The 12,610-nt window shown below is 41.8% G+C and carries 14 protein-coding genes; 13 read left to right on the top strand and 1 reads right to left on the bottom strand.

Annotated elements, in window-relative coordinates:
* The first annotated feature begins 256 nt into the window (after window positions 1–256).
* The 4 genes from G586_RS0115980 (at window position 257) to G586_RS0115965 (ending at window position 2,966) form a co-directional block, all read left to right on the top strand.
* A complete protein-coding gene (locus G586_RS0115980; protein WP_026528532.1) occupies window positions 257–1,396 on the top strand; it encodes a glycerate kinase family protein in 1,140 nt (379 codons plus the stop codon).
* A 17-nt stretch (window positions 1,397–1,413) separates the two neighbouring features.
* Complete coding sequence (locus G586_RS0115975) at window positions 1,414–2,277, top strand: patatin-like phospholipase family protein (RefSeq protein WP_026528531.1); 864 nt, start codon at window positions 1,414–1,416, stop codon at window positions 2,275–2,277.
* A 153-nt stretch (window positions 2,278–2,430) separates the two neighbouring features.
* Complete coding sequence (locus tag G586_RS27670) at window positions 2,431–2,742, top strand: PspC domain-containing protein (RefSeq protein WP_081674420.1); 312 nt, start codon at window positions 2,431–2,433, stop codon at window positions 2,740–2,742.
* 20 nt (window positions 2,743–2,762) lie between these two features.
* Window positions 2,763–2,966 (top strand): hypothetical protein, encoded by a 204-nt coding sequence (locus G586_RS0115965; RefSeq protein ID WP_026528530.1) that lies wholly within the window; start codon window positions 2,763–2,765, stop codon window positions 2,964–2,966.
* Window positions 2,967–2,998: 32 nt separating this feature from the next.
* Here G586_RS0115965 and G586_RS0115960 read toward each other — a convergent pair whose 3' ends face one another.
* A complete protein-coding gene (locus tag G586_RS0115960) occupies window positions 2,999–3,181 on the bottom strand; it encodes a hypothetical protein (RefSeq protein WP_026528529.1) in 183 nt (60 codons plus the stop codon).
* A gap of 375 nt (window positions 3,182–3,556) precedes the next feature.
* Between G586_RS0115960 and G586_RS0115955 the strand changes: the two genes are divergently transcribed.
* From G586_RS0115955 to G586_RS0115915, 9 genes are all read left to right on the top strand, one after another.
* On the top strand, window positions 3,557–3,841 hold the full coding sequence (locus G586_RS0115955; RefSeq protein WP_242832041.1) for a hypothetical protein: 285 nt from the start codon (window positions 3,557–3,559) through the stop codon (window positions 3,839–3,841).
* 169 nt (window positions 3,842–4,010) lie between these two features.
* Window positions 4,011–4,721 carry a response regulator transcription factor gene (locus G586_RS0115950; protein ID WP_026528527.1) on the top strand — a complete coding sequence of 237 codons (711 nt, stop codon included), beginning with the start codon at window positions 4,011–4,013 and terminating at the stop codon, window positions 4,719–4,721.
* A gap of 7 nt (window positions 4,722–4,728) precedes the next feature.
* Window positions 4,729–5,724, top strand: a complete 996-nt coding sequence (locus G586_RS0115945; protein ID WP_035773453.1) for a sensor histidine kinase — start codon at window positions 4,729–4,731, stop codon at window positions 5,722–5,724.
* Between the two features lie 102 nt (window positions 5,725–5,826).
* On the top strand, window positions 5,827–6,519 hold the full coding sequence (locus G586_RS0115940) for an ABC transporter ATP-binding protein (protein ID WP_026528525.1): 693 nt from the start codon (window positions 5,827–5,829) through the stop codon (window positions 6,517–6,519).
* Window positions 6,519–9,122: an ABC transporter permease gene (locus G586_RS0115935; protein ID WP_026528524.1), complete on the top strand. Its 2,604-nt coding sequence runs from the start codon at window positions 6,519–6,521 to the stop codon at window positions 9,120–9,122. Before G586_RS0115940 ends, G586_RS0115935 begins: the two co-directional genes overlap by 1 nt.
* A gap of 92 nt (window positions 9,123–9,214) precedes the next feature.
* Entirely contained in the window at window positions 9,215–9,466 is a 252-nt protein-coding gene (locus G586_RS23450; RefSeq protein ID WP_051204852.1) for an aspartate/glutamate racemase family protein, read from the top strand.
* A gap of 74 nt (window positions 9,467–9,540) precedes the next feature.
* Window positions 9,541–10,713: an MFS transporter gene (locus G586_RS0115925; RefSeq protein WP_026528523.1), complete on the top strand. Its 1,173-nt coding sequence runs from the start codon at window positions 9,541–9,543 to the stop codon at window positions 10,711–10,713.
* Window positions 10,714–10,800: 87 nt separating this feature from the next.
* On the top strand, window positions 10,801–12,039 hold the full coding sequence (locus G586_RS0115920) for a glycosyltransferase (RefSeq protein WP_081674421.1): 1,239 nt from the start codon (window positions 10,801–10,803) through the stop codon (window positions 12,037–12,039).
* 45 nt (window positions 12,040–12,084) lie between these two features.
* Window positions 12,085–12,540, top strand: a complete 456-nt coding sequence (locus tag G586_RS0115915; RefSeq protein WP_081674419.1) for a C-GCAxxG-C-C family protein — start codon at window positions 12,085–12,087, stop codon at window positions 12,538–12,540.
* Window positions 12,541–12,610 lie beyond the last annotated feature (70 nt).

Genomic DNA, 12,610 nt, shown 5'->3' with positions numbered 1-12,610 from the left:
CTTGTCAACTATTTTTCATAATAATTTTTGTTAGGGGTAAGAAAAAAGCAGATCTTCGTTATTTACGAAAATCTGCTAAAGTAAATGACATTGATCCTGAACAGTAACCAAATTTCCCCTATTTTGAATATTATTTTACAAACATAGATACTACTATAACACAATATTTAATATAATGGTCCTAAGGGACGGGGTTGTGGTTCATTTTGGTCCTATAACCTCGTCCCTGTAGACCATTTTCGGGGATTAAGGGAATATGAAAATAGTAGCAGCTTTTGATTCATTTAAAGGAAGTTTATCTTCTATTGAGGCGGGTAATGCCGCAAAGGAAGGGTTTTCCAGAGTTAGCGGGGATGTTGAAACCGTAGTCAGGCCCCTGGCCGATGGCGGCGAGGGCACGGTATATGCCCTTGTCACGGGAACAGATGGACGTTTTGAAGACATAACTGTGACGGGACCTCTTTTGGAAAAAGTCAGTTGCAGATATGGTATTATACAAAATGATGTCGCTGTAGTAGAAATGAGCAGCGCTGCAGGAATAACGCTTGTTACTGAAAGCAAAAGAAATCCCTTACATACGACTACATATGGCGTAGGTGAGATCATCCTTGATGCTATAAATAAGGGCTGTAGGAAATTTATAATAGGCATCGGCGGAAGTGCCACTAATGATGGCGGCGTCGGTATGCTGATGGCGCTTGGATTCGATTTTCTTGATGAAAATGGTGACAGAATTGTTCCCGGTGCAGAAGGCCTTAAGCACCTAAAGACAATCTCATGTAAAAATGCAAGTCTGGCACTTTCAGAATGCAGCTTTCAGGTTGCCTGTGATGTGACTAATCCTCTTTGCGGAGCCAATGGTTGCAGTGTTGTTTTCGGGCCGCAGAAGGGTGCCACTCCCGAAATGATAGAAGATATGGACAGATGGCTGGGAAATTATGCAGCCTTATCAAAAGAGATTATTCCGGAGGCAGATCCAGACATGCCGGGAAGCGGCGCCGCCGGAGGAATGGGCTTTGCACTAAGGACATTTCTTTCGGCAAACCTTGAAAGTGGTATTGATATCATAATCAGGGAGACATTTCTTGAGGATTATATAAAGGATGCGGATTTCGTCGTTACCGGAGAAGGAATGCTGGATGCTCAGACTGCCATGGGAAAAGCGCCTGCAGGTGTCGCAAGGCTCGCCAAAAAGTACGGAAAGCCTGTAATAGCTATTTCAGGCGCAGTATCCGATGATGCGGCCATGTGCAACAAACAGGGAATAGATGCCTTTTTCCCTGCACTTCGGAAGGTCTGCACTCTTGATGAAGCTATGGAAAAGGAAACTGCAGAGAGAAATATCGCAGATACTGCGGAACAGGTTTTAAGAATTATATATGCTTTTAGAAAATAGACGGGGAGCTACAGACAATGGACAATAGCAATAAGAAAACGGGCCTTATTATGGAAGGCGGTGCCATGCGAGGAATGTTCACTGCCGGTGTAATGGATGTTTTCATGGAAAATGATATCCATTTTGATGGGGCGGCCGGAATTTCAGCGGGTGCGATTTTTGGCTGTAACTATAAATCACATCAGATAGGAAGAACCATAAGATATAACAAGAAATATGGCAGGGATCCCAGATACTGCAGCATTTGGTCTCTTATAAAAACCGGAGACCTTTACGGAGTAGATTTTTGTTATCATACTGTTCCTGAAAAGCTGGATATTTTTGATCAGAAGACATTTGAGAATAGTCCGATGGAGTTTCATGTAGGGGCAACAGAGGTATCTTCCGGAAAAATCGAATTTCACAATTGCAAGGATGGGAAAGCCAAGGATGTAGAGTGGATGCGTGCATCAGCGTCTATGCCTTTTGTCTCAAGGCCGGTTAAAATTGATGGAAAGCTATACCTCGACGGCGGGATAACAGATCCTGTTCCATACAAATATATGGAAAGTATTGGATATAATCGCAACGTCATAATACTTACGCAGCCAAAGGGATATCAGAAAAAAGATCATCATAACAGTAAGCTTATAAAAATGCTCCTCAGGAAATATCCTGCAGTGGCAGAGGCAATGATCGAGCGCCCTGCTGTTTATAACAGACAGATGGAGGAAATACTTAAGCGCGAGGAAAATGGACAAAGTATTGTAATACGTCCGCCGGAATCACTTGGGATTAGCCGCACCGAGAATGATCCGTCCGAGTTGGAATGGGTATATCAGACAGGAAGAGTAGAAGCAAAAAAACGACTGGAAGAAGTCATGGATTTTCTTGGGAAGTGATTACCGGTCACAGATAAGGTCATTAAAAAACTCTCGAAAAGAAAAATAAATGCCACTTTTTTGCCTAAATGAACATTTATAAAAAGACTACGGAGTTCTAGAATAATCTCATAAAACAAATTGTTGCTTCACTAAGGAAGCGAGGGAAAGGTTATGAGAGAAAGAAGACTTACAAAAAGCGTTGATAAAAAGGTTTGTGGCGTATGCGGAGGCATCGGTGAATATTTCGGAATTGATCCTACAATAATCAGAGTCATCTATTTAATCCTTTTGATGACAACCGGTATTGGAATCCTTCCATATATCATCGCAGCAATATTAATGGATGATGCTCCTGAAGGCAGAACAAGTGATTACAACAGAGAAGAAAACTACTACTCTGCAAACAATTACTATGAATCAAGTGAACCCGTTGGTTTTAAGCCTTTTGCAGATACTTCTGAGATCAAGGGCTTTAGCATCTAAAGAAAATAGGGGGAATACAGATGAATAAGGGACTTAAAATACTTCTTGCAATTCTTTTGGGAGCATATATTTTATCTCCGGTAGATCTGCTATCTGCATGCCCTTTAGATGACATTATCATACTTCTTATCGCAGTAGCATCAAACAGGAAGCTTGGGCAGGCTACCAGAAGAGAAGTAATTGAAAAACGGGATACGGATGTAATTGATCAGTATCCGTCATAATGCTTTTGGCATATTAAGGTTCATTTAAAAGTTCAAATGAAAAAGAAAAAAGAGAAGGCTACAATACAGGATAAAATCACTGCTGATATTATCCCGGTGGCTTTCTCTTTTACTGTCTCAAGGTCAAAATAGTGGTTGTTAAAACCTATTGTGTCTATAGTCTTGGGTATGGCTTTCCCTACAAATACATTTTTCACAGAACTATTATAGCGCATGGCTTTCCCCTCCCACAAAAAACAATAAATGATTATTACATACAACATCTAGTGCTCTTTCGTGTAAGTATACACCATATATATTAAATAAATATAAAATATCCGGAAAAAGTTTATTAGAAAATGAACAGACTGAAAGAACACAAGATATTCTACCTGCTATTATCCGAAATGGAATGGATGATGGCGGGTTTTTCTTTTGGCAGTCTGGATTTGCGCAGTTGGAGTCCAATAAATGTCACAGCACAATATCTAGCGGTTGCAAAATAGAACATATATTCGTATAATATAGCTATAAATAGAACAATTGTTCGCTATGTAATGCATGAAAAGCTTATAAGCGCATTTAGGTAGTACAGGATACATGGGCGTAGAATGGCAGGTGATGATAGTAAGATGGCTAGAAGAATAGGTTATAAAGTATATGTAGATACAATAGTGGAGTTTTCTGCAGATGGGGCGGTCAGGCCGCTGTCGATAGAGTGGGAAGATGGCCGGAGGTATGAGATAACAAGAGTTAAGGACTGTGTTCCGGGAGCGAGCAGACGCGCCGGAGGAGCAGGACTTGTTTATACATGTATTGTGGATGGGAAGGAGGTACATCTGTATTTTGAAGACTGTCCTAATGGTGCAAAGTGGTTTCTTGAGTCAAAGGTATGATAACCGAAAAGAGTGCAAAGAATAGAGATGGATAAAAGCAATGACGTGAAAAACAGACCTTTATCCGTGTAGGATGGGGTCTGTTTTATATTGTGGGATAAAATATCATAATAGGTACACAAATTGTTATTGGGGCTTTTATATACGAGAAATGGTAGGGAGCATGAAAATGAGAGTTTTTTTACTTGAAGATGATGATGCTATAAGCATGGGGTTAAAGTATTCTCTTGAAAAGGAAGGATACGAGGTTACAAATGCAGAGAGCGTAATGCAGGCAAAGAAGCTGTGGCAGAGGGATTGCTTTGATATCTGTATTCTGGATATCAATCTTCCGGATGGCAATGGCTATGATGTATGTAAGTTTATTAAGGAGAAGGAAGACGTTCCGGTGATCTTTCTTACAGCCAGTGATGCGGAGGTTAACGTGGTCATGGGTCTTGAAATGGGGGCTGATGATTATATTTGTAAGCCTTTCAGGATCAATGAGCTTATGGCAAGAATCAGGACAGTATTACGGCGTGCAGGGAAGAGAGACGTCGATGTTTCTGCAGGGGATACTACAGTAGAGAAGCTTGGAAATATCAGTATTTACAAAAGCGAAGCAAAGGTGACAATGAGAAACGAGGAGACAGGAGATGAAACAAATGTTGAACTGACTGCTCTTGAGTACAGACTCCTTCTTACATTTTGCAACAATAAAAATGTGGTACTTTCAAGAAATCAGCTTCTTCAGGACATGTGGGACGTAGGTGGTGATTTTGTAAATGACAATACACTTACGGTCTACATAAAAAGGCTTCGCGACAAGATTGAACAGGATCCGTCGAATCCGCAGATCATCAGGACTGTCAGAGGAATGGGGTATATCGTAGATGGTTGAGGGGACAATGATAAACAAAGAATTTCGAAGAATTATGATATTGGGATCCGCTATAACCATAGTAATGGCTTTTGGCGGATTCGCTTTTGTGGGAATAACTGCGGGGATAATGCTCCTTATTACAGGAGTCCTTCTTCTTGCTGTCTTTTTTCATTACACAAAAAAGAGATATTGCAGGATTGAAGAGCTAAATGACTATCTTGTAAAGGTTTTATCGAGAGCAGATACACCGAATATCCTTGATCAGGAGGAGGGTGAGCTTTCGATACTTGCGAATAATATATACAAAGCCGCATCTACGCTGAAGGTTCAGAACGAGATACTCCGTGACGACAAAAAGCAGCTTGCGGCAGCAATTGCAGATATAAGTCATCAGCTGAAGACACCGCTCACTTCCATGATGGTAATGAATGATCTCCTCTGCAGTGAAGAGGATCCTTCAAAACGTATGGAATTCCTGCAGACTCAATCTGAGCAGCTCTCGAGGATGAACTGGCTAATACAGACACTTTTGAAATTGTCCAAACTGGATGCGGGGACCATAGAACTTAAGCATGAGCTTGTTCCGTCAAAGGAGCTGCTATCAGAGGTCCTCAAGCCCTTTGAGATTCAGTTTGAACTTCGGAGGATTTCTTATAAGCAGAATGTGACTGATATGGCTTTTACCTGTGATAAAAACTGGACGGTAGAAGCACTGCAGAATATTGTCAAAAACTGTATTGAGCATATGGATGATGGCGGAGAACTGGAAATCTCTACCCTTGATACGACTCTCTTTGGGCAGATAACCATAAAGGACACAGGCTGCGGAATTGCTGAGGAAGACATTCCTCACATATTCGAACGTTTTTATAAGGGGAAGAACGCAGGAAAAGATAGTGTCGGAATCGGCCTTGCCCTGACGAAGGCTATCATAGAGGATCAGCACGGGGAGATTGCGGTGAAGAGTACGGAAGGCGTGGGTTCAACCTTTGTGATCAAGCTGTATAAGACGATTGTGTAAGAGATAAGTTAATATTACAAAACTGTAATATAACAGTCACCTGATTGTAATTTCAATATAATAACCTATTCTCAGAAACAAATGAGAAAGGAGAACAATGAAATGAAGATTTTGGAAATCAGAAACCTGTGCAAAGTCTACGGAAACGGTGAGACAAAGGTAGATGCTTTGAAGAATGTTTCCTTTGATGTTGAGCAGGGAGAATTTGTTGCTATAGTTGGTCCATCAGGATCAGGAAAATCCACATTGATGCATATTCTTGGTGGTGTAGATACACCGACTTCGGGAGTTGTGAATATTTCGGGTACGGATATCAGCAAGCTGGACGAAACAAAGCTTGCAATTTTCAGAAGAAGACAGATAGGTCTTATCTATCAGTTCTATAACCTGATCCCAATCCTCAATGTTGAGGAGAATATGACACTGCCAATCCTTCTTGATGGGAAGAAGCCGGATAAGAAGCTTTTAAGAGATCTTGTTGAAAAGCTTGGATTATCCGAGAGAGTAGGACATCTTCCGAACCAGTTGTCCGGCGGACAGCAGCAGAGGGTTTCTATTGGAAGAGCACTGATGAATCATCCGGCACTTCTCCTGGCAGATGAGCCTACGGGAAATCTTGACTCCGAGAACAGCAAGGAGATCATAGCCCTTCTTAGAAAATTTAATAAGGAAAATCGGCAGACGGTTATCATCATTACTCACGATGAGCGAATAGCCCTTTCTGCGGACAGAGTTATAACAATTGAAGATGGGCAGATTACCAGAGATTCCTCAAGGGAGGAGGTGAGTGCGTAATGAATATCATTTCAACACTTACTATCAGACACCTTCTGGAGAATAAGAAAAGGACTATTGTCACTATCCTTGGAATTGTGGCCTCTACGGCGCTTATAACAGCGATTCTGGTTGGTATCTTTTCGGTTTTTAAGTTTTTCGGGAGTATCAACAGGCTGACAGATGGCAACGTTCATGCAGCTTTTGATAATATGACCTGGGAGGATCTCGAGGCTCTTAAGAATGACGACAGGATAGAATTTGCAGGGGCTGTCTGTTCAGATCCTACTATCACCGGCATAAGGCTGATGAATGATAAGGAAAATCGATTCAGAGTTGGCAATATCGAAAATGGCGGCTTGGATTTCTACAAGCAGGTAGTTATCCAGGAGTATGAAGGAAGACTTCCTGAGACTTCCGGTGAAGTTGCCGTAGAAGAGGCGTTTCTTAAAGATAATGGTCTTGAGCTTCATCCCGGAGATACCATTACCTTTGAACTGGGGAACAGATATGAAATTGAGCCCGATGGCACAAAGATTTACTACGGCGGAAGCTACAGATCCGAGGAACAGTTCGAGGTATTATCTACGGAAACCTGCACTATTACAGCAATTCTTCACGGAAACAGACCGACCACGGCGTTTGATATACTTCGCGGAATGGACGCAGGGACACCTATTGGCGTTGATGATAAGGGCAATTCATACCTTGAATCCCGTATAACCTTAAGGAAGGCGGATCACACTTCGGCACTTCAGATAAGACAGATTGCAAAGGATTATAACCTTCATATATCTGATCTGAATACAGAATTCCTTATAAGTGTTTTTGCAGTAGGTGGCATGGGATCTGCTTATGTTGAGCTGTTTACACTGATGGGCATAGCTCTTTTGATAGTAGTTGTCACCTCGGTGGTGCTTATCTACAACGCGTTTGGAATGTCGCTCACTGAGAAGATCAAGTATCTTGGAATGCTTGCCAGTGTTGGCGCTACAAAGGCGCAAAAGAGGGCCTCTATTTATTTTGAGGGGCTGGTGCTTGGACTAGTCGGGATTCCGCTTGGAATTGCAGCCGGTATTGCCGGGGCTGCCGTAACCCTTGCTGTTCTTGGAAGAAAAATTTTGGAATCAGATATGATAGTAGGGGCAGAGGGTATGCGAGGAAGTGTTCCTATCATTATTAATCCTTACGTTATCATGGCAATTGTAGTTATTTCAGCAATCACTATTTTTATATCGGCCCTTGTTCCGGCAATAAAGGCATCAAAAATAATGCCACTTGATGCTCTTCGCCAGACAAGCACTATTAAGCTTAAGGCCGGAAAACTTAAGGTAAATCCTCTTATTAGGAAAATCTTCGGATATGAAGGTGAGCTTGCCTATAAGAACATTAAGAGAAACGGATTTAAGGGAGCAGTTATTGTCTTTTCAATGGCAATATCTATCATAATGTTCCTGACAATAGACTTTTTCGATAAGACCTTTGTAAAGCTTAATCAGTATGAGATCGATCTGCCATTCAATATTTATGTTTCCTGCGCACTGGATGAGACAGACAGACTAAAAGAAGAGCTGGAGGCACTTCCGGAGGTTGATAGGGTTGTATCGGCAGATTATGTTACTTATCTCTTTAAAGATCAGGAGGATAAACCGGATTTCGTACCGGCGAATACCGGCTTTTTAAATAAAGACTATCTTACAAACGATTATAAGACGCTGTTTGACGGCCTTGATTCAGTTATGGTGGTGCTTGTGGAGGACGCCGACTTTGATAAGTTACTTGAAGCTAATGGCATAAATTCCGATGAGTATCATGGAGATGCGTTAAAGGGAGTAATTCTGGACAGCTACCTTCATGAGGAAAATGGCAAGCCTGTATTTAACGAAAAGATAATCGGGCAGAAGATCTTCTATGATGAGGCTAAGGGCAATCCTCCGGTTGTTGAAGTAAGCGGGATTGTCAAGTATGACAAAAAGAGTTATGTATGCAATCTGGTTCCCAAGAATACAGTTAACGTCTATGTTCCGGTATCAATGTATTATGAAAAGGCACAGGAAAACATAGAAAGAGGAGCACTTAGCTATACCTTCGGAGTCTTTACCACAAGTGATACAGAGGCGCTTGCGCAGAAGGTAAGCGATATTACGACCTATGGCGGCTATAGCAACTGTGTGGTTCAGAACCTGTCAAATGCAAGGAATGCCATGGATACGGTATCACTTATACTTAATACTGCTATGTACGGTTTTACGATTCTTTTGACACTTATAGCAATAGCCAATATCGTGAATACTATCTCAACGGCTGTACATATGAGAAGGCAGGAATTTGCTATGTTCAGATCGGTGGGAATGGAACAGAGGGGCATTAAAAAGATGCTTCTTCTTGAGACCATACTTTACGGAGTAAGAGCACTTGTTATCGGAATACCGGTTTCTATTCTTCTCAGCTTTTTGATGTTTAACACGATTGAAAGCAAGATATTTGCTTTTGAGCTAAATTATCCTATGTATTTCATGATGGTTATTGTTGTATTTGTAATCATTGGGCTTAGCATGCTGCTTAGCGCTTCCAAGATAAAGGACGACAGTATCATCGAAGCACTCAAGTGTGATGTTATGTAAAATAAAGCGGTGTAAAAACAGTCCAAAAGCGTGAATGCTTAGGACTGTTTTTGCGCTCTGTGGTAATTTGTGTGTCAAAGGAGGGGTTAAAAATGAAAACAATCGGACTGATTGGAGGAATGAGCTGGGAGAGCACAATTCCCTACTATAAGATAATCAATGAGGAGATAAGTAAAAAGCTTGGCGGACTTCATTCTGCAAAGATCGTCATGTACAGCGTCGACTTCGATGAATTAAATGAATGTCTTAATACGGAAAACTGGGATAAAATAGCTGATATTCTCGGAGAAGCAGCGAAAAAGCTGCAGAGATGGCGATTGGGTAACCTTACAATTTTATTTTAATGTAAATTTGCAACAAGTGATTACTCCGATTATGATTAAAGAATGAATTAAAACAGTTTTGGAGGCAAAATCATATGTTTGCTCTTTTACTTGCAGTTATTTACCTGATATTCATAAGCTTGGGACTTCCGGATTCGCTTCTGGGATCCGGCTGGCCGACCATGCAGGTGGTCTTTGGGGTACCCTCATCCTATGCGGGATATGTTTCCATGTCCATCTCATTTATGACGATAATATCCGCACTTTTAAGTCCAAGGATGATAAGACGTTTTCACACGAAGTGGATTGTTATAGTATCTGTTTTCATGACTGTTATGGGGCTTATAGGATTCTCAATTTCAACTTCTTACTGGATGTTGTTCATTTTTGTAATCCCATATGGCCTTGGAGCTGGAGCAATAGATGCAGCTGTTAATCACTATGTGGCAAATAATTACTCGGGCTCTGTAATGAATTTCCTTCATTGCTTTTACGGAGTTGGAGCAGTAATAAGCCCTAATATCATGGCGCTTGCTCTAAGCCGGGCAAGATGGAACGAAGGCTATAGATGGACTGCCTATATTCAGATGGCAATACTTCTGGTATGCATTATTTCACTTCCTCTTTGGAAGAGGAATGAAAATGAGGAGGAAGGTGAAGAAGAGGCCGGTGCCGGTATCAGAGAAACCTTAAAGGTTCCGGGAGTTATACTTACGCTTATTGCATTCTTTGCATACTGCTCAGGCGAAGCCACATGTTTCCTGTGGACATCCAGTTATTTTGCGGGAGTAAAAGAGGGCCTGACAGATGGCATGATCGCATCCTTCGGTTCACTGATATTCGGAGGACTTATGCTTGGCAGACTTATCTCGGGCGTTGTATCAAACAGGCTCGGAGACAGACTTCTTATCAGAATTGGTATTGCAGTTGAATTTGTAGGAATTTTGATGGTCATGCTGCCTATTAAAAACTGGCTTCCGGCAGCTATCGGATTTGTAATCATCGGAACAGGTATGGGTCCTGTGTATCCTGCTATCCAGCACATGGCTCCGGAGAATTTCGGAAAAAGATTCAGTGCTGCAGCTATCGGACTCCAGATGGCTTCGGCTTATTTTGGCAGTACCTTTATGCCCATGGTATTCGGACATCTGCAGCAGCACATCGGAATAGGCATTATGCCATTCTATTTGCTTATATTTGCAGTACTTAACATAGGCATGCTTGAGAGAACTTACGTGGTCCTGAAGAACAGACCGAAATCCGTGTAGGATCGGTCTGTTTTTTGCGCGGTTTGTTATTTCCGCAACAGGAGATTGTAATATATAATAAGAAAAAAACATTTGGGTGAAAGAAGTATGAAAAAAGTAGCAATGTTTACTATGGGTACGCGAGGGGACGTGCAGCCATATATCTTTTTGTCTAAAGAACTTATCAGAAATGGATATGAAGTAACACTCGGTTCACATCCATGTTGGCGAAAGCTCATTGAGGACGAAGGAATTAGTTTCGAGCCAATAGGCCCGGACATTGATATTGAAAAGGAAGCAGCCATCATCAGGGGCAAAGTATCTAATCCGGTCCTTAGTTTGCTAAAGACAGCAAGCTTTGTCTTTCGCATCATTCAAGAATCAACAGATGAAATTTATAATGTGTGCAAGGGCAAGGACCTTATTATAGTCAGCCACAGTCAGATGGGCGCGGTGGAGGCCGACGTTCTCGGAATACCTACTGTAAATGTGACTCTTCAGAAAGAAATGGTCGGCGAGAAGCTTAAAACTAAGACTTTCAAGGATAAGCTTATAGGTGGTATGATAGCAAGGCAGGTTGCGAAGCCGTATAACAAGATAAGAAAAGTATATGGCCAAAAACCGCTAAAAGATGCCGGTGTTCTGATGTCTGATAAGCTTAACCTCATTCCGATAAGCAAATACGTCGTGGAGAGAAATCCATACTGGGAAGATATAAACGTGATGACCGGCTATTGGTATGATGAAGAAGCAGAATATTTTCCCGATGAGAAGATCAGCAGATTCCTTGAAGCCGGAGAAAAACCTGTGATTCTTGCGCTTGGAGCAATGTCTTTCGAGGACAAGGCAGAAAAAGAAAAGCTTGAGATGTTTGTTCATGCTTTTGAAAAGACCGGCTGCAGAGCGATTATTCAGGGATTCCAGAAATCCATCGCAGATTATGAACTGCCTGAAACAATGATAGCATGCGGAAGTGTTCCGCATAGCTGGCTCTTTAAGCAGGGAAAATTCGTTATACACCACTGTGGCTTTGGAACGACAGCAGCTACCATGATTTATGGCATACCATCGATACCGGTGCCACATGTTCTGGATCAGATGGGTTTTGCTGCGCAGCTATGTGACGCAGGCGTTTCTACAAAGCCGATCAAGGCCAAGGATCTTAGCGAGGCATCAATTATCAGCGCCATTGAAGAGATGAATAGAGACTATCAGGATAAAAAGGAAAAAGCAGAGGCTATCTCTGAAAAGATAAAGTCCGAAGGTGGTGTCGCTGAGGCAGTAAGACTGATAAATGAAGTGATGGAAAGCACAAACAGCACGATGCAGTATAGTAGCGCGGGCTAAGGTGGTTTTATATATCAATAAATTATGGAAAATGGAGACATATGTATGACTAGGCGAGAAGCTGCCATGGAAAACTTTTTGAAGGGATATAACTGCTCCCAATCAATAACACTTGCATTTGAAGATATGCTTCCTATTGATAAGGTTACGCTTTCGAAGATGGCTTCATCTTTTGGCGGAGGAATGGGAAGACTTCGTGAGGTATGCGGATCTGTGAGTGGAATGTTCATGATTGCAGGCCTCTTATATGGATATGATGGCCCCGAGACCGGACAGGTAAAAGCAGATCATTATGCAAGGATACAGGAATTGGCGCGCAGATTTGAGGAAAAGCATGGATCAATAGTCTGCCGCGAAATGCTGGGCCTTAGCGTTCGCCATGATATTCCGGTTCCGGAAGCGCGCACCGATGAGTATTACAAAAAGCGCCCCTGTGCGGAAATAATTGGAGATGCAGCTGAGATTCTTGAGCAGTATATTAAGGAGAATCCGCTGCCGTAAGAAAGCAGACATAAAGCAACTGAACCTAAGACAGGCGATTAAAAGATCATAATAATTCAGTGTAAAGCAG

Source organism: Butyrivibrio sp. VCD2006 (assembly GCF_000423925.1).
Taxonomy (GTDB): Bacteria; Bacillota; Clostridia; order Lachnospirales; family Lachnospiraceae; genus Butyrivibrio.
This window is presented reverse-complemented; position numbering and strand designations above follow the sequence as displayed.